This window comes from Candidatus Methylomirabilota bacterium, from assembly GCA_028870115.1.
Taxonomy (GTDB): Bacteria; Methylomirabilota; Methylomirabilia; order Methylomirabilales; family Methylomirabilaceae; genus Methylomirabilis.
Map to the genome: position 1 here is coordinate 39,545 of JAGWQH010000036.1, position 17,786 is coordinate 57,330.

The window sequence follows — 17,786 nt, forward strand, 5'->3', positions numbered from 1 at the left end:
GCACTATGTCAATTAGCTATCCGCTAGCACATGGAGTGGCTCACTAGCCATCCAGGAGGTACATCATGAACGTTTCAAAGCGTACGTCTCGATCAGCATTTGCCTTGGCTCTGCTCCTGCTCGTGGTCGGGCCCTCGACCTACGCGGCGCACGCCGCCGGCCAAGCCCGCGTGTTCTTTACCTCGCCGCGCGATGGTGCGACCGTTATCAGTCCAGTGAAGGTCACAATGGGTGCAGAGAACTTTGGCATCGAACCCGCCGGGAAAGTCAAGGCTGGAGCGGGTCATCTTCACATCATGGTGGACACTGACTGCGTAGCCGCCGGCAAGGTAGTGCCGGCGGATGCCACCCACCTGCACTACGGTAAGGGGCAGATGGAAGCTGAACTGGCCTTGTCATCCGGTACCCACACCCTGTGTTTACAGGCCGCTGACGGGGCACATATTGCACTGGCGGGTGCCGGTATGACGCAGAAAATCACCCTCACCGTGAAGTGACGAGGCAGTCGAAGATAAAATGGAATCGGAGGGAGCCATGGACTTCCAGACGCTTGAATTGCAGATGGAGGGCAGCCTCGCGATCATCACATTGAACCGCCCAAAGGCGCTGAATGCGATCAATCTGGCGATGGTCGGGGAGTTGGAACAGGCGGTACGCCAGGTCCGGGACGACCCGGGCGTCCGGGTGGTGGTGATCACGGGCGCAGGGGACAAGGCGTTCGCTGCCGGGGCCGACATCACCGAGTTCAAGGCGATGAGCCCGATTGACGCGTGGATGTTTGTCCGGCGCCTCCAGCAGCTCTTTCTGGAGATCGAGCGGTTGCCAAAGCCGGTCATTGCTGCGGTCAACGGGTATGCGCTGGGTGGAGGGTGCGAGCTGTTGATGGCCTGTGACATGGTCTATGCGTCGGAGGCGGCCAGGATCGGCCAGCCTGAGATCAACCTCGGGATTATCCCGGGCGCCGGAGGAACGCAACGGTTGGCGCGGCTGATCGGCAAACAGCGCGCGAAAGCGCTTGTGCTGACCGGCGAGATGATCGATGCTCAGGAGGCATGGGGTCTCGGTCTGCTGAACAAGGTCGTTCCGGCCGATCAACTGATGGTCGAGGTGAGAAAGCTTGCCGACAAGCTGGTCATGAAGGGTCCATTGGCGGTCAGAGCAGCCAAGGAGGCGATTGAGGACGGGTATGATATGGCGCTGGAGCGAGCGCTTGCCCATGAGGCTCAGTTGTTTGCGCTCTGCTTTGCGACTGAGGACAAGGCCGAGGGCGTGAGCGCCTTCCTGGAGAAACGTCCGCCTACGTTCAAAGGAAAGTAGCCGAATGAAGTTCGAGCTGACTGAGGAACAGCGCCTGTTTCGGGAGATGGTACGCGACTTCGCCGCCAGAGAGGTCGCGCCGCTGGCCAAGCAGGTGGACGAAGAAGGGCTCTTCCCGCAGGAGACGGTCAAGAAGATGGGAGAGCTCGGGCTGATGGGCGTGGCGATCCCCACGGAATACGGCGGCGCCGGGTCGGACAATGTGTGCTACGCTATCGGTATGGAGGAGATCGCTCGAGCCTGCGCCTCAACCAGCGTCATTATGTCGGTTAACAACTCGCTGGTTGCCGATGCCCTGTATAAGTTCGGGTCGGAGGCCCAAAAGCAGCGCTACCTGATCCCGCTGGCCGGCGGTAAGCTGCTCGGCTGCTTTGCGCTCAGCGAGCCGGGCGCCGGATCGGATGCGTCGGCCCAGCAGACCATGGTCGTCAGGGAGGGCGAGACATTCATCCTGAACGGGACGAAGAACTTCATTACGAATGCCTTGGAGGCTGATCTGGCGCTGGTCTTTGCCACGATCGATCGCCGTCTTCGAGCCAAAGGGGTCTGTGCCTTCCTGGTGGAGAAGGGCACGCCGGGCTTCACCATCTCGAAGGTGGAGAAAAAATTGGGGCTCCACGGTACCAGTTGCTGTCAGGTCGTCTTCGAACAGTGCCGCGTACCTGCCGACAACCTGCTGGGCGAGCTTGGGCAGGGGTTCAGGATCGCCATGATTACTCTTGATGCCGGCCGGATCGGCATCGCGGCGCAGGCGGTGGGGATCGCCCAGGCGGCGCTGGACATCTCGATCAGGTACGCCAAGGAGCGGGTCGCCTTCGACAAGCCGATTGCGTCGTTTCAGGCGATACAATGGATGATCGCTGATATGGCGGTGCAGATAGAAGCGGCGAGGCTGCTCACCTATCGGGCGGCCTGGCTGAAGGATAAGGGGCTTCGGCATACCAAGGAATCGGCGATGGCGAAGCTGTTCGCGTCGGAGACCGCCAGTCGGGCCGCTACGAAGGCGCTCCAGATTCACGGCGGCTACGGCTATCTCTATGATTTTCCGGCCCAGCGGCTATTCCGCGACGCCCGCATCACTGAGATCTACGAGGGAACGTCTGAGATTCAGCGGCTGGTAATCGCGCATCAATTGCTGAATTAGAATAGATATGCAAGAGGCTGTGTCATTGCGAGGCGAAGCCGAAGCAATCTCACAGTCCTTCAGGACAACGGCGGTGAGATTGCTACGCTCCCGTTGGTCGCTCGCAACGACAGGAAGGAGCTATGCCACTGAATATCGTTGTGTGTATCAAGCAGATTATCGATCCCGAGATTCCGATGAGCCAGTTCATGATCGATCCCCGGACCAAGCGACAGGTCCAGGGGAACAACCCGCTGGTCATCAGTCCGTATGACGCTAATGCGCTCGAGGTGGCGATTCAGCTCAAGGAGAAGCAGGGCGCCACGGTGACGGCCATCAGTATCGGCGGCGCAACCGCGATGACCGCGCTGAGAAGCGCGTTGTCGATGGGCGCCCACGAGGCGATCCTGGTCAATGAGCCGCTTCTGGTGGGCTCTGATCAGCGGGGGATTGCCCATGCGCTGGCGAACACGATCCGGAAGGCGGGCGCATATGACCTGATTCTGACCGGCTGCGAGTCGGGGGACTGGGCAGATCGGGCCGTCCCGGCCTTTCTGGCTGAAGAGCTCGAGATCGGGTATGTCGGATATGTCACCCGGATCGAGGTGAAGGATGGACAGGTGGTCGTTCGTCGAGTGGTAGAGGATGGGTATGAGCTGATCGAAGCCAAGACCCCTCTTCTAGCAGCCATCAGCTCTGACGAGACGAATGCTCCCCGCTACGCCAAGCTGAGGGATATTATGACAGCCGCCAAGAAGACGATTCCCGTCTGGAAGGCGGCGGATCTCGGGCTCGACCAGGAGAGAATCGGCTCGGGTACCGCCAAGGTCGCGATCACCGATGTCTATATCCCGGTCAAAGAGTCTAAGTGCGAAATGATCGAGGGGAATACGTCGGAGGAAAAGGCCGCGAACCTGGCGGCCAGGCTGCGCGAGCTCAAGCTGATTTGATGAGAGGAGGGAGATGCCCGGTATATTGGTGTTGGCGACGACGAAAGACGGTAGGCTCTCGCGAGATACGCTGGAACTGCTTGCAGGCGCAAGCAGGCTGAAGGAGAAGCTGGCCCAGCCGGTGGCCGCAGCCATCTTGGGAACAGAGGTCGGTTCATACGTTCCGTTGCTGTTTGCGCACGGTGCCGATCAGGTCTATCGAGCTGAGCATCCCTTGCTTAAAGGGTATCAAGGTGATGCGTATACACTCGCCCTGCATCAGATCTGCGAGCGCGCTCAGCCGTCCGTCGTATTGCTGCCCGGCGATGTGACAGGACGCGAGCTGGGCCCGCGCCTGGCCTATCGGCTTCAGGCCGCCTTTATCGGGGAGTTCATCGATTTCGACCTGGACCAGGCATCCGGTCGGTTGCAGTTTACACGCTCGGCCTACGGGGGGAAGGCGATGGCGGTCGTCCAGCCTCGCATGAATTCGGTCGTCGCAACGGCCAAGCTCCGGACACTGGAGCCGGCCGTGCGAGAGGAGGGCCGCACGGGCGAGGAGATCCGAGTCGATGTAGTCCTAGAAGCCTCGCAGCTCAAGACGCACCTTACCAAGCGGGTCCAGGAGGAGGCGACCGGCATCAATCTGGGGGATGCCAAGATCGTGGTGAGCGGCGGGCGGGGAATACACGGATCGGACGGGTTCAAACTCCTCGAGGAGCTGGCGCAGGTCCTGAGGGGCGCTGTCGGCGCGTCGCGGGCCGCCACCGATGCCGGATGGGTCCCGCCATCCTGGCAGATAGGCCAGACCGGTAGGACCGTCAATCCGGAACTGTACCTTGCCTTCGGGATCTCCGGCGCGACCCAGCACGTCGCCGGAATCTCCGGCTCGAAGTGTATCGTGGCGGTGAATACTGATCCCGCGGCGCCGATCTTCAAGGTGGCCCAACTCGGCATCGTCGAAGATTGGAAGGCCGTAGCGACTGCGCTGACCCAACACTGCCGGGAACTAACGAAAAGATAAAACAGTAGTGCTGCCATGACCCCCATGCGCGAGATCTACTGGAACATCCCGGGGCACCTGTTCCTGTACCTGCTGTTCTTTCCCTTCCTTGTCGTCTACGCCTACGGTATCTACCGGCATACCCGCATGATACTCGCGGGAGAGCCGGCTGCCGTCGTGGGCAGCCTATGGGACCGGTTCAAAGGCGTTGTCACGTATGCCTTGTGGCAGCGGCGGATCGCCAAAGATCCCCTCTCGGGGCTGCTGCACCGTTTGATCTCCTGGGGGTTTATCATCCTCTTTATCGCGACCTGTCTCGTAGCCCTTCAGGACTATCTCGGCATTCCCACCCTGCGCGGACAGTTTTACCTCTATTTTATGTCGCTGACCGTCGATCTGTTCGGGGTGGCGGCCATTGTCGGCGTGCTGATTGTGCTCGCCAGGCGTTATGGCCTGCGACCCGATCGGCTCCTGACGCCTCGTCTGGCCGAGAGTTACGGCATTCTGCTGGGGCTGCTTCTCATCATCCTGGTGACCGGATTTCTGATTGAGGGGTTGCGGATTTCGGCCACGGCCGATCCGTGGGGTCGTTGGTCTCCGGGCGGCTGGCTGGCATCCAGCCTGTTTCGTAGGACTGATCACGCCCAGCAGCTTTTCCTCCATCGGGTCCTCTGGTGGTCCCATGCCACCATGGCTTTCACCTTCATCGCTCTTCTGCCCTATGGCGTGGGTATGCACATTACGTCTGCTGCCGCCAATGTCCTGCTGAAGAACCGGGAAGGCTCAGGGGTACTGCGACCGATCGATCTGGACCGAGCAGAGCGATTTGGCGCCGGAGCGATCAACCAGCTCACCTGGAAGGATCTCCTCGACCTCGAGGCGTGCACCGAGTGTGGCCGCTGCCAGGCTGCCTGTCCGGCCTGGACCACCGGCAAGCCGCTGACGCCAAAAGGAGTGATTATCGACCTGCGCGATCACATGCGCCGGGTGTACGACGGAGAGGATTCCCGAAAGATGGTCGGTGAGGTGATCTCCCACGATGCCCTGTGGGCCTGCACCACCTGTGGGGCCTGCCATCAGGAATGCCCGATCTTCATTGAACCGATCCCGAAGATCGTCGAGATGCGTCGCCACCTGGTGATGGAAGAGGCCGCCTTTCCGGAGACGATGCAGGCGGCCTTGCGAAGCTTGGAAGAGCGGGGCCATCCGTTCCGTGGGGCGAGTGCCTCCAGGACCGACTGGGCAAAGGGGCTCGACGTGAAGATCGTAGCCGCGGACGGTCCGCCGGAGATACTATACTGGGTCGGCTGCACTGCGGCCTTTGATGAGCGAAACCAACAGGTGGCAGCGGCCTTCGCCAAGCTCCTGCAACGCGCCGGTATCGATTTTGCGATCTTGGGCGAAGAGGAGCGATGCACGGGGGACCCAGCCCGACGGATCGGAAACGAGTATCTCTTCCAGACGATGGCCAGGGGGAACATCGCCACGCTGAACCGCTACGGCATCAAGAAGATCGTCACGACCTGCCCGCACGGCTTCAATACGATTAAGAACGAATACCCCAAGCTGGGAGGCAGCTACGAGGTTGTTCATCACACGCAGTTGCTGGCCGACTTGGTGAAAGAGGGACGCCTGCGGCCGGAGAAGCGGATCGATGGCGTGGCGTCGTTTCACGACCCGTGCTATCTCGGACGGCACAACGGCGTCTACGACCCGCCCAGACAGCTTCTTGGCGCCATCCCAGGGCTCGCGGTCAAGGAGATGGACCGATGCCGGGAACGCGGCTTCTGCTGCGGCGCGGGGGGCGGGTTGATGTGGCTTGAGAAGAAGGCCGGCAAACGGGTAAGCTGGGAGCGGACCGAAGAGGCGCTGGCCCTTCAGCCGCAGGTACTGGCGAGCGCCTGTCCCTTTTGCCTGATCATGTTCGAGGATGCGCTGAAGGTGAAGGATGCGATCGGGCGGACCAGACCGCTTGACGTGGCAGAGCTGATGGCGCAAAGTGTAGAATAAATGCAGCCTCCTGAGGTTAGCATTTAGCTTGTGATCCGTGGCGTAGCTGAGCTGTGATCGCTAATGTACTGATTCTTGAATTATACCTTCCGTTCACCCTGAGCTTGTCGAAGGGTGCGTAAACAGGGCTTCGACAGGCTCAGCCCGAACGGGTTTTCAGTGTGGAGTTATTTCTAAGACACTGCGCGAGAGTCCGATTACCATGTCTGAGCAGAACGACCTGAAGCGGATCGAGGAAGAGAAGGCGCGGTGGGAGGCCGACACGCTGAAGCCTGCCCTTGCTCAAACGCCTGAACGGGCCGAGCGCTTCACGACGGCGTCAATGACCCCGGTCGAGCGCCTCTACACACCGGCCGACCTGTCCGAATGGGATTACCTGCGGGAGCTTGGATTTCCCGGCGACTACCCCTACACCCGCGGGGTTCAGCCGACGATGTACCGCGGCAAGCTCTGGACCATGCGGATGTTCGCCGGGTACGGGACCGCCGACGAAACCAACCGACGGTTCAAGTATCTGCTCGAGCAGGGCCAGATGGGGCTGTCCACCGCCTTCGATCTGCCGACCTTGATGGGGTATGATTCGGACCACCCCTCTTCGGCCGGGGAGGTGGGCAAGTGCGGTGTTGCCATCGATTCGCTCGCCGATATGGAGACGCTGTTCGAGGGGATTCCGCTCGGCGAGGTCACCACCTCCATGACGATCAGCTCTCCCGCCGCAGTCTTGTGGGCGATGTATATTGCCGTCTGCGAGAAGCAGGGCGTCCCGTACCATCAGATCGGCGGTACGGTCCAAAACGATATCCTGAAAGAGTACATCGCGCAGAAAGAGTATATCTATCCGATCGAACCGTCGGTCCGGCTGGTGACCGACACCATCCTGTTCGGTGCGCAGCACCTGCCGCGCTGGAATACCGTCAGTATCAGCGGCTACCATATCCGGGAGGCGGGGGCCACCGCATTACAGGAACTCGCCTTCACGCTGGCTGATGGAATGGTCTATGTGGAGGAGAGCATCAAGGCGGGTCTTGGGGTCGACGCGTTTGCCCCACGCCTCTCCTTTTTCTTCGATTGCCACAACGACCTGTTCGAGGAAGTGGCCAAGTTCCGGGCGGCCAGAAGGCTGTGGGCTCGGATCATGCGGGAGCGGTTCGGGGCGAAAGATCCCCGTTCCTGGCTGTTGCGGACGCATGCCCAGACAGCAGGGTGTTCCCTCACCGCCCAGCAGCCGCGCAACAATATCATCAGGGTCGCGATCCAGGCGCTGGCGGCCGTCCTGGGTGGCACGCAATCGCTGCACACCAACGCCATGGACGAGGCGTTGGCGCTCCCGACGGAAGAAGCCGCCACCATCGCGCTGCGGACGCAGCAGATCATCGCGCATGAGAGCGGCGTCACCAACACGATCGATCCGGTGGCCGGCTCCTACTATGTCGAGACGTTGACAAATCAGATGGAGGAGGGGGTCTGGGAATATTTCCGGCGTATCGATGACCTGGGCGGGATGATCCGGGCGATCGAGAAGGGTTTCCCCCAGCGCGAGATCGCCGATGCCGCCTACGCATATCAGCAGGCTATCGAACGGGGCGAGAAGATCATCGTTGGCGTGAATCGATTCACGGCAGACGAAGAAGTACCGATCCCGACCCTCTCCATCGACCGTGAGGCCGAGGCACGGCAGATTGAAAGTCTTCAGCGGCTTCGCCGCGCGCGCGACAAGGATGTGGTGATGCGGTCGCTCGAGGCGCTTGGTCGAGCGGCAGCCGGGAATGATCCGTGGGACAAGGATCTGTTGATGCCGAGGATTCTTGACGCGGTTCGGGCCTATGCGACCTTGGGCGAGATCATGGGCGTCTTTCGCGAGGTCTGGGGTGAATACAAGGAGCCCTCGATTATTTAGCTATTGATTTGGAAGTCCCCTGTATCGTTATTGCGAGCGACCGAAGGGAGCGTGGCAATCTCACCGTAGTTGGAGTCGGATTTCAGGCAAGAACGGTTGGATTGCTTCGCCTGCGACTCGCAATGACAGTGGCAGGAGTTGGTAATGGCAGCGAAGGTAGAAAAGAAGATCCGCGTGTTAATCGCCAAGCCGGGCCTTGACGGGCACGATCGGGGCGCCAAGGTTATCGCCAGAGCCTTCCGCGACGCCGGGATGGAGGTGATCTACACCGGGCTTCGGCAGACCCCCGAGATGATCGTGAGCGCGGCCATCCAGGAAGACGTGGATGCCATCGGCATGTCCTGTCTGTCCGGGGCTCATATGTACCTGTTCCCAAGGGTCATGGAGCTGCTCAAGGAGCGTGGGGTCGATGACATCGTCGTCTTTGGTGGTGGCACAATCCCCTCCGATGACATCCCGAAACTCAAAGCGGCCGGGCTCGCCACTATCTTTACGCCAGGTACGACTACGACCGAAGCGATCGAGTTCGTGAAAAATAGCATCAGGAAGTGAATCTTAATATGCTAGTAGTTATGAAGTATTATCTAGATTCGACATTAAGTATATTTTCGGTCTTGTGGGATGAATTCCAGCCGCGTAAACTAGGCTGGATGTGAGTCCTGCTACCAAAAAGAGGAGGTCTCGATGCGGCCGGTGTACATGGTCTCGGGAGGCGTGAGCAAGTTCACGAAGGCTCGGCTGGACGTCACCTTCCACCGATGGTGAAGGAGGCGTACGACTATGCCCTCAAGGACGTTGGGCTAGACGCAAGATTGTAAATGATGAGATGAACGGATGAGGCTGCCACATGCTGAGAGAGCGCAAGTCGATCGCGACAAGCTGGAACATTATCTGGTATCTCAATCGCACCCGATCGGGAGATCGAAGGCGAGGTTCTTTCGGGGGGTCGGGTTTGATGAATCAAACCTGGCGATCCTTCAGCAAGCCTTGATCGGAATTGCCAGCGCAGAAGAGATCGTGGAGACTGCAGCCTCAGCATACGGTACCAAGTATATCGTTGATGGTTCGATCGCGACACCGTATGGTGATAAGGTCAGGTTGCGAACGGTGTGGATCATTGAAGAGGGTCAGGATCCCCCACGCTTCGTAACTGCATATCCGATCTGATATGGTTGGGAGGGGATGAAATGATTCGAGAGCTGGAGACAGTCGTGCTCACCCATGATGTTCCTGAGCGCGGCCTGGAGAAGGGCGACGTCGGGGCAGTGGTACATCGGTACGTTGACAAGGGGGCGTATGAGGTTGAGTTCGTCACTGCTGAAGGAAAAACGGTTGCGGTCCTCACGTTGACGGAGGCGGATATACGCCCGATGGGGAGCGGTGAGATTCTTCATGCCAGGGAGTTTGCCTCGGCATAGGTAGACATTTTTGAGCGGAGGTGAAGCAGTGTAAGAACCGCGAGATTGCTTCGCTTTGCTCGCAATGACGGAGAGGGGGTAGAGCGCTTTATGCGGCCGGTATACATAGTCTCGGGAGGCGTGAGCAAGTTCGCGAAGGCTCGGCCGGACGTCACCTTCCAACCGATGGTGAAGGAGGCGTACGACTATGCCCTCAAGGACCTCGGGCTCGAGCACCGGAAGTTCTTCGAGATTGTAGACGGATCGGTTGCATCGTACTTCTCTGACCATTTTCAGCGACAGTTGATGTCGGGCATCATGGTGCAGGACTACCTGGGGCTCTGTCCAAAGCCGAGCCACCGGGTCGAAGGCGGAGGCGCCACGGGAGGGCTCTGCTTTCAAGAGGCATGGAAGTCGGTGGCCTCGGGCCTCATGGATGTTTGTGTGGCCTACGGCTTCGAGACGATGTCGCATGTGAATACCTGGAAAGGGAATGAATTCATCGCGCTGGCCTCCGATGTGAGCTTTGACTATCCCGTGGGCGGTTTCTATAGCGGTTACTACGCGATGATGGTGGTCCGGCACATGCAGGAGTTCGGCACGACCGTCGAGCAGATGGCCCACGTCTCAGTCAAGAATCACAATAACGCCTTTCATAACCCCTATGCCCAGAAGCGAAGGCTCCTCACGATCGAAGATGTACGTCGCGCGCCGATGGTGGCCTGGCCGCTGACCCGTCTGGATATCTGCGTTATGTCCGATGGGGCAGCAACCACGATCCTCGCCAGCGAGGAGGGGGTCAACAAACTGGAGAAGGCGAGTGGTAAGCGGCTCAAGCCGGCCAAGATCGTTGGCATCGGTCGTGGGACTGACGCGATGCGGATGGCCGACCGACCTCACCGCCAGGTGCTGCTGCTCCCGCATGAGCGGGCCAGCGACTACCGGGGTCTCAAGTACCCGGGCATCCATTCATTTCGGGCAGGCCGGATGGCTGCCAAGCTGGCCTACGAAATGGCCGGGATCACCCATCCGATCAAGGAGCTGGATTTCATCGAACTGCACGATGCCTATACCTCCTCTGAGATTCAGACCTACGAGGACATGGGCCTCTGTAAGTACGGGGAGGGCGGCCGATGGACGGAGGAGGGGAACCCATTTCTGCCTAACCTCGACTACGGTCTGACGCTCAAAAAGCCCGGGACGCTTCCGGTTAACCCCTCGGGAGGCCTGATCGCCTGCGGCCATCCGGTGGGGGCTACCGGCCTGATGCAGGCGGTCTTCGCCTTGTGGCAACTGCAAGGGAGCATCAAAAAGCATTTTGGTAACGACCGACTGCAGGTCAAGGGTGCCAGACGTGGGGCGATACACAGCCACGCCGGCACCGGGACATACGTCACCGTGAGCATCATGGAGAAGGTCTGACAAACCTTATGTCGTGCTTCGACAAGCTCAGCACGAACGGGAAAAAGCCGGTATTTCAATGCCTATACCGTTAACCCAGAGCTTGTCGAAGGGTAAACGGGGGTTTGGTAGGCAGGCTTAGGAGGGAGGCACAATGGCGAACGCCAAGGGTGAGAGAGCTAATCGCAAGCTTACGGACGAGGAGCCCGTCGCGTTGCCGGAGACCGACGACGGGACTGTCCTATTCAATGTCCCGTTCCCCAAGGACTTGGCCCAGCTCAAAACTATGGCCCCTATCATCCTCAAGCAGCCGTATCAGATTGATTACATCCACAGCTACGGACAGGACTCTCCATTCTTTGCCGGCCTGGCTAATGGGAAGTTGCTAGGGACCGTCTGCACGAAGTGTGGCTACAAATATGCGACGCCCAAGCTGCACTGTATGGATTGCGGTATTGAGTGCGACTGGTTCGAACTGCCGCAGGTCGGCGCGGTCCACACCTTCACCGTCTGTTACTTCGGGAGCGAGGAGTTCCTGAAGGAGACCCCCTTTGTGCTGATCCTGGTGGAGTGGCCTGGTGTCGATACGCTGTTTCTCTCGCGGCTGCTTGGTGTCGGTCCGCTGAACCCTTCAATGAACTGGGTCGGGATGAAGGTTCGGGCAAAGTTTCGGCGTCTCTCCAAGTTCAAACCGACCGATGTCTACTTCGTCCCGGCGTAGCGGTTATGAAAGCCACCTATTGTGACTATCTTCATCTGGACGAGCTGTGCGGACCGGGTACTGCGCTGCGTTTCTCTGTCCCTACGATGTGTAGCGCAGGACGGCGGCGCAAAAAAGGATAAGCCAGCCGAGGAACAGGAGGGTGAGCCATGATCTTTCCCACCGCTGGGGGAGGGTCGCGAGGCGCCCCTGATCCGACGGATTCAGGCGGCCTCCGCTTCCCTCGCGCTGCGAGAGCAGCGCCAACTCGGGAACGATTCTCTTCCAGAGACGCCAAAGGATCCCCAGACAGATGAGCCCGAGGAGGATCTTGCCCGCGAGGGCGCTCCAGGCGATGAGGGTGAGGTCAGGCAACTTGCCGTACAAGGCAAGGCTCAGAACTCCAAAGTTGGCTCCTGTCGTCATCAAGGCCACCAGGATCCAGAATTCCCTGCGGGGCTGCTTCAGGAGGAAGGCCTCCGTTCCGGCATCTGCCGCGTCTTTTCCTTCCCCGCTCCGGCGCTCCCGGATGAGCAGGACCACATATAAGGATCCTCCCACGAAGGCGACGACGAGCACATTATGGAAGAATTGGTTTATCGCGTAGAGGAAATTGGCAGCCACCACTCCCCTCGGCGAGGCCCGCGGCTAGTACCCCCAACTCCGCTTAGGGGCTGGAGGTGGCGTTACCGGCGCCGCCGTGCCCTCCTTCACGTTCACCTTCACGCTGGCCTCGGGTCCGATCTCTTGGTGGCTCTTGGTAGCAGCGATGACCCGAACTGTGTGCGACCCGTTCGAGAGGCCCTTGAGTTCCAGCGACGTCCCGAACTGAGGCCCCTGGTTGACCCCGTCCAGGTGCAGGTGGACGTGATCGGCATTCCCCGCCTTCTTGAACTCCCACGTCACCAAAATGCTGGGCCCTATGGTTTCCCCATCCGTTGGTGACAAGATCTTGACCGTCGCCTGCTGCGCCCAGCCGACAGAGAGCCCCGCGACAAAGACCACCGCTAATCCTGTGACAATCGAGGCAATTGATTTTCTCATGTGATATCTCCTCCTGCAAGATGCTGGTGGCCCACTGGTGCCTGGGCAGGGCCGCCTCCAGCACGGCACTGCCCTAATCCTGTCCACAGTAAGGGACGCTATCAGCGGCGGGAGATGAAGTCAAGACGAAAACTGTACGGTCTGGTAAGCCCTCTCCCGCCCCCGGCACCACCACAATAACCGCTCCTGATCCCACCTGCTGAAGCGCCTGAGCCTCTGCGACGCTGATTGGGCTAGAAATGGTGCCCGTTGCGTTGCTTGGCCTGTGTGTCGCTCTCACCCAGATAACGGAAGAGCACTGCATAGTCCCGCGTCGATTTACGCCTTCCCCTACCCGCACAGCATGCAGACTGAGATACCTTGTGTTCACCGCCTAATTTGCCCAGGCCGGAATAAGATGATGCCGCTCAGTATGTGCCAACAACGTTGGGCGCTGGAAAGGTTCATTCGGAAGCTACTTGACTGTATAACGGCTATCATTATAATGTAGCCTATGATAGGCTCATTCCACGACCGGGGTACGGAAGACATATTTGACGGACGCGCATCGCCGTCGGCGCGCCGTACATGTGCCTCGGCGATGTGGGCCATTGCGCGGCGGAAATTGGACCAGTTGAATCGGGTACGCGAGCTTCGGGAGCTTGCTGTACCGCCGGGGAATAACCTGGAGGCCCTCCGGGGAGATCGCAGAGGACAGTTCAGCATCAGGATCAACGATCGATACCGCATCTGTTTCCGTTGGAGATCAGGCCATGCCTACGAAATTGAAATTACGGACTACCACTAGCAAGGAATCTGCCGCGCCGTATGGTCGTAGCCGGCGTGCTGTAATTACTCGACGGCTACCGATCAATCGAGCGCCTACCCATCCGGGAGAGATGCTCTTGGAGGAGTTCCTGAGGCCGCTCGGCATTAGTCAGTCGGAGTTTGCGACTCGCCTGGGTGTGTCCTTTCCGAGGCTGAACGAAATCATCCACGGGAAGAGAGGGATCACCCCCGATACGGCATTACGCTTAGCGCGAGTGCTCGGCATGTCAGCCGATTTCTGGCTTGGTTTGCAGCAGGATTGGGACCTGTGGCATGCGATGCGCGGAAAGGAGGCCATCAAGATCGCGCGCCTCGAGCCGCTTCGTCGATTAGCTTGAATCTACTGAGGATTCATTCCCCGCGGCGTGCCGCGAGTTCGTCATACCGGCGAAAGCCGGTATCCAGAGGGGCCCGACTGGATTCCGTGTCACGCACGGAATGACGGGCCAGAACAGAAGGCGATACCCCGCGGCTTGCCGCGGGGAGGCTTCATCGGCCACCTGCGGCTGGTGCTGTGGAAGCTTGACAGGTCCTTAGGAAGGCAGGACAATCGCCGCAATTGTTGGAGGTTTCTAGGGCAGGATACGCTGATCGGCACACTCAATAGAGGACCATAAAGGAACGAATCGAACATGCCCGACCTCACCGATAAATCCCTCGAATCCTGGATCTGGGACGCCGCCTGTTCCATCCGCGGCGCCAAGGATGCCCCGAAATACAAGGAGTTCATCCTCCCGCTCATCTTTACCAAACGGCTGTGCGACGTCTTCGATGACGAGATCAACCGCATCGCCCAGGAAGTCGGCTCGCGCGCCAAGGGGTTCAAGCTCGTCAAGCACGACAAGAAGCTCGTCCGTTTTTTCCTCCCGCTGGAGCCGAAGAACCCCGACGATGCCGTCTGGTCCATCATCCGCACGCTCTCGGACAAGATCGGCGAGCAGCTCACCACCCACCTCCGCGCTATTGCCGACGCCAATCCGCTGCTCAAGGGCATCATCGACCGCATCGACTTCAACGCCACCACCCACGGCCAGCGCGACATTGACGATGCTCGCCTGAGCAATCTCATCGAGGCCATCAGTGCCAAGCGGCTCGGGCTGACCGACGTCGAGGGCGACATCATCGGCCGCAGCTACGAATACCTCATCCGCAAGTTTGCCGAGGGCGGCGGGCAGAGCGCGGGCGAGTTCTACACCCCCGGCGAGGTGGGCGAGATCATGGCGGTCATTATGGACCCGCAGCCCGGCATGGGCATGTACGATCCCACCTGCGGCTCCGCCGGCCTGCTCATCAAGTGCGAGCTGGCGCTGGACGGGAAGATGAAGGCCGCCGGGAAGAAGACCTATGCACCCCTCAAGCTCTATGGCCAGGAACTGGAGCCCGGCACCTGGGCCATGGCGAACATGAATATGATCATCCACGACATGGAGGGCGAGATTCAGATCGGCGACACCTTCCGCAACCCCAAATTCCGCCAGGGCAACCGCCTGCAGACCTTCGACCGCGCCGTGGCTAATCCGATGTGGAACCAGACCGAGTTCAAGGAAAAGGACTACGACGCCGACGAACTCGATCGCTTTCCAAAGGGCGCGGGCTATCCCGGCGGCAAGGCCGACTGGGGCTGGGTGCAGCACATTCTCGCCAGCCTCAAGCCGGAGGGCCGTGCCGCGGTGGTGCTTGACACCGGAGCCGCCTCGCGCGGCTCCGGTAATGCCAACACCAATAAGGAAAAAGAGGTCCGCCGCTGGTTCGTGGAGCAGGATCTTATCGAGGGCGTCATCTACCTGCCGGAAAATCTGTTCTACAACACCACCGCCCCAGGCATCATCCTCGTGTTGAACCGGGCCAAGCCGAAAGAGCGCGAGGAAAAGCTCTTCCTGCTCAACGCCAGCCGCGAATTCACTAAGGGAGACCCGAAGAACTACATCCCCGACGACGCCATCCGCCGCATTGCCGACACCTTCATCGCATGGAAGGAAGTGGAGAAATACTCGCGTATCGTTAGCCATGAAGAGATCGCCAAGAACGACTACAACATCTCGCCGAGCCGCTACATCCACACCGGCGAAGCGGATGAATACCGGCCGATTGCGGAGATCGTGGAGGAGTTGGACGCGCTGGAGGACGAAGCGCGGGCGACGGACAAGGCGCTCAGGGCTGTTCTGACCCAAATCGGTAAATCATCGCCATGAAGCAGCGGATCTTCATCAGTAGCGTGCAAAAGGAGTTCGCTGAAGAGCGCCAGGCGCTCAAGGCCTATCTCCTTGGCGATGCTCTGCTGAGCCGCTTTTTTGATGTCTTCTTGTTCGAGGACCTCCCTGCAAGCGACCGCCGCGCCGATGCCGCCTATCTTGATGAAGTCCGCCGCTGCGACCTCTATTTGGCCTTGCTGGGCAACGAATACGGCGCGCAAGGCGCCGACGGCCTATCCCCGACGCAACGCGAATTCGACGAAGCGACCCGGCTTGGCAAACACCGCCTTGTCTTCGTCAAAGGCGCCACCGATGAGGATAAGCACCCGAAGATGCGGGCACTGATGGCCGTAGCGGGCGCACAGTTGATTCGCCGCCGGTTCACCACTGTGGCCGAGTTGATCGCCGCCGTTTATGTCAGTCTCGTGCAGCATCTCGAAGAAACAGGGGTTCTTCAGTTTCTGCCCTTCGACGAACGCCTGCATCCCGAGGCGTCCCTGGACGATCTCGACCCAAAGACCATCGCCCAATTTGTCCGGCGGGCGCGGCATGAACGCCAGTTTCCCCTCGCCGAATCCTCGCCGATTGCTAACATCCTCACCCACTTGAACCTTCTTCGGGAAGGGCGACCTACCCAGGCAGCTCTATTACTTTTTGGCCGCGATCCCCAGCGGTTCTTCCCCTCGGCCGAGATCCGGTGCATGCACTTCCACGGCACCGAAATCCAGCGACCTGCGCCCTTCTACCGGATTTTCAAAGAGAATCTGTTCTCCCAGGTAGACCACGCTGTAGATTTCGTTCTCTCTAAGATCGATTTCAGCGTCGGCACCCGCGCTGAATCCGTGCAGGTCCCTACCGCCTACGAGGTCCCGCCGGATGTCATCCGCGAAGCCATTGTCAACGCCGTTGTCCACCGCGATTACCTGCAACCTTCCGCCATTCAGGTTTCGGTATTCAAAGATCGGATCGAAATCGGCAACGCCGGTGAAATCCTGCCGCCGCTCACCTTGTCGCAGTTGCGCCGGCCACACCGGTCGATTTCCCGCAACGCCCGCCTCTGCGAAGCCCTTTATCTCGCCGGCTACATCGAGAAATTCGGCACGGGTACTCTCATGATGATTCGGGAAAGCGCAGCCCACGCCCTGCCAGAGCCCGACTTCGATAGCCGCCCCGGCGAATTCTCCTCCACCCTCTGGCGCGATTGGCTGACCCAGACCGTTGTGGCCCGGATGGGCTTAAATGACCGGCAGAGCGCCGTCATCCCTCACCTGAAAATCAGACGCCGGATCACGAATGCCGAATATCGCGAGCTTACGGGCGTCATCGCCAGGACTGCTTCCCGCGATCTGGAGGATCTGGTTGCCAAAGGTGTGCTTCAGCAGTCGTCCAAGACAGGGCGTGGCACGACCTACACGTTGGTGCAGAAACCGGACATAAACCGGATAAACAAGACATCTCCCCTCCCGCCGACGGAACAGGACATAAACGAGACAAACAAGACATCCACCTCGTCCGCCATTGGCTCAGAAATGGCTCAATCGGCTCAAACGCCGTCAACACCAACCCGCCGTAAAGCCGCCAAACCAGCCGAAAAACGGGCTACCCATGCGCCCAATACGCCCAAAGCTGCCCGCCGCAGGGGGAAGAAAGAGGGCAAGGCATGAGCCGGACGAACAAATCTGGGAAGCAGGGTGGGATGGACGGCCTGATTGCGTTGGCCCGGCAACTCGAACAGGTTAAAGCGCAGGCCCGGGCGCTTGGAATCTTTACCGACGACCGCGAATTACTGGCATGCCCCAACTGTGGATTGCTGGAGGATGTGACGGCCGATGGACTGCTGGTGACCTATCCGAAAGATAGCGTCGATCTGAAGGATTGCGGTCTGCGCTTCTGTCCGGTGGACGAAACCCATTTTGCATGTCCGAAGTGCGGAACCAGGATCAAGGCGGTGATCTTATGAGCGCGT

The 17,786-nt window shown here is 59.7% G+C and carries 19 protein-coding genes; 17 read left to right on the forward strand and 2 right to left on the reverse strand.

The genetic code is table 11. The features are described 5' to 3' along the window. Positions 1 to 65 precede the first annotated feature (65 nt). From KGL31_03695 to KGL31_03750, 12 genes are all read left to right on the forward strand, one after another. Positions 66 to 497, forward strand: a complete 432-nt coding sequence (locus KGL31_03695) for a DUF4399 domain-containing protein (GenBank protein ID MDE2321006.1) — start codon at positions 66 to 68, stop codon at positions 495 to 497. Between the two features lie 37 nt (positions 498 to 534). After that, complete coding sequence (locus KGL31_03700) at positions 535 to 1,317, forward strand: enoyl-CoA hydratase/isomerase family protein (protein ID MDE2321007.1); 783 nt, start codon at positions 535 to 537, stop codon at positions 1,315 to 1,317. A 4-nt stretch (positions 1,318 to 1,321) separates the two neighbouring features. After that, the gene (locus tag KGL31_03705) at positions 1,322 to 2,461 is read left to right on the forward strand and encodes an acyl-CoA dehydrogenase (protein ID MDE2321008.1); all 1,140 of its coding nucleotides are present in this window, start codon (positions 1,322 to 1,324) and stop codon (positions 2,459 to 2,461) included. Between the two features lie 128 nt (positions 2,462 to 2,589). Then, positions 2,590 to 3,390, forward strand: coding sequence for an electron transfer flavoprotein subunit beta/FixA family protein (locus KGL31_03710; GenBank protein MDE2321009.1), 801 nt, complete (start codon positions 2,590 to 2,592; stop codon positions 3,388 to 3,390). A gap of 13 nt (positions 3,391 to 3,403) precedes the next feature. Then, a complete protein-coding gene (locus KGL31_03715; protein MDE2321010.1) occupies positions 3,404 to 4,393 on the forward strand; it encodes an electron transfer flavoprotein subunit alpha/FixB family protein in 990 nt (329 codons plus the stop codon). A 15-nt stretch (positions 4,394 to 4,408) separates the two neighbouring features. Beyond that, positions 4,409 to 6,382 carry a 4Fe-4S dicluster domain-containing protein gene (locus tag KGL31_03720; GenBank protein ID MDE2321011.1) on the forward strand — a complete coding sequence of 658 codons (1,974 nt, stop codon included), beginning with the start codon at positions 4,409 to 4,411 and terminating at the stop codon, positions 6,380 to 6,382. 202 nt (positions 6,383 to 6,584) lie between these two features. Then, a complete protein-coding gene (locus KGL31_03725; GenBank protein ID MDE2321012.1) occupies positions 6,585 to 8,279 on the forward strand; it encodes a methylmalonyl-CoA mutase family protein in 1,695 nt (564 codons plus the stop codon). A 144-nt stretch (positions 8,280 to 8,423) separates the two neighbouring features. Then, positions 8,424 to 8,831: a cobalamin B12-binding domain-containing protein gene (locus KGL31_03730; GenBank protein MDE2321013.1), complete on the forward strand. Its 408-nt coding sequence runs from the start codon at positions 8,424 to 8,426 to the stop codon at positions 8,829 to 8,831. A gap of 282 nt (positions 8,832 to 9,113) precedes the next feature. Beyond that, entirely contained in the window at positions 9,114 to 9,446 is a 333-nt protein-coding gene (locus KGL31_03735; protein MDE2321014.1) for a hypothetical protein, read from the forward strand. Positions 9,447 to 9,466: 20 nt separating this feature from the next. Further along, positions 9,467 to 9,697 carry a DUF4926 domain-containing protein gene (locus KGL31_03740; protein ID MDE2321015.1) on the forward strand — a complete coding sequence of 77 codons (231 nt, stop codon included), beginning with the start codon at positions 9,467 to 9,469 and terminating at the stop codon, positions 9,695 to 9,697. Between the two features lie 90 nt (positions 9,698 to 9,787). Then, on the forward strand, positions 9,788 to 11,098 hold the full coding sequence (locus tag KGL31_03745) for a thiolase domain-containing protein (protein ID MDE2321016.1): 1,311 nt from the start codon (positions 9,788 to 9,790) through the stop codon (positions 11,096 to 11,098). A 133-nt stretch (positions 11,099 to 11,231) separates the two neighbouring features. Further along, entirely contained in the window at positions 11,232 to 11,798 is a 567-nt protein-coding gene (locus KGL31_03750; GenBank protein MDE2321017.1) for a Zn-ribbon domain-containing OB-fold protein, read from the forward strand. Positions 11,799 to 11,879: 81 nt separating this feature from the next. On the opposite strand, the gene KGL31_03755 is transcribed toward KGL31_03750, so the two are convergent. Together KGL31_03755 and KGL31_03760 are read right to left on the reverse strand one after the other, a co-directional pair. Then, positions 11,880 to 12,401, reverse strand: coding sequence for a hypothetical protein (locus KGL31_03755; protein ID MDE2321018.1), 522 nt, complete (start codon positions 12,399 to 12,401; stop codon positions 11,880 to 11,882). A 24-nt stretch (positions 12,402 to 12,425) separates the two neighbouring features. Continuing rightward, positions 12,426 to 12,821 carry a hypothetical protein gene (locus KGL31_03760; GenBank protein ID MDE2321019.1) on the reverse strand — a complete coding sequence of 132 codons (396 nt, stop codon included), beginning with the start codon at positions 12,819 to 12,821 and terminating at the stop codon, positions 12,426 to 12,428. Between the two features lie 493 nt (positions 12,822 to 13,314). Between KGL31_03760 and KGL31_03765 the strand changes: the two genes are divergently transcribed. The 5 genes from KGL31_03765 to KGL31_03785 all read left to right on the forward strand — a co-directional run bounded on the left by KGL31_03765 (position 13,315) and on the right by KGL31_03785 (position 17,780). Continuing rightward, positions 13,315 to 13,608 (forward strand): type II toxin-antitoxin system RelE/ParE family toxin, encoded by a 294-nt coding sequence (locus KGL31_03765; protein MDE2321020.1) that lies wholly within the window; start codon positions 13,315 to 13,317, stop codon positions 13,606 to 13,608. After that, on the forward strand, positions 13,574 to 13,966 hold the full coding sequence (locus KGL31_03770) for a HigA family addiction module antidote protein (protein ID MDE2321021.1): 393 nt from the start codon (positions 13,574 to 13,576) through the stop codon (positions 13,964 to 13,966). Before KGL31_03765 ends, KGL31_03770 begins: the two co-directional genes overlap by 35 nt. Positions 13,967 to 14,260: 294 nt before the next feature. Continuing rightward, positions 14,261 to 15,820 carry an SAM-dependent DNA methyltransferase gene (locus KGL31_03775; protein ID MDE2321022.1) on the forward strand — a complete coding sequence of 520 codons (1,560 nt, stop codon included), beginning with the start codon at positions 14,261 to 14,263 and terminating at the stop codon, positions 15,818 to 15,820. Next, the gene (locus KGL31_03780; protein ID MDE2321023.1) at positions 15,817 to 17,484 is read left to right on the forward strand and encodes a DUF4062 domain-containing protein; all 1,668 of its coding nucleotides are present in this window, start codon (positions 15,817 to 15,819) and stop codon (positions 17,482 to 17,484) included. The genes KGL31_03775 and KGL31_03780 overlap by 4 nt, the downstream gene beginning before the upstream one ends. After that, positions 17,481 to 17,780, forward strand: coding sequence for a hypothetical protein (locus KGL31_03785; protein ID MDE2321024.1), 300 nt, complete (start codon positions 17,481 to 17,483; stop codon positions 17,778 to 17,780). Before KGL31_03780 ends, KGL31_03785 begins: the two co-directional genes overlap by 4 nt. The last annotated feature ends 6 nt before the right edge of the window (positions 17,781 to 17,786 follow it).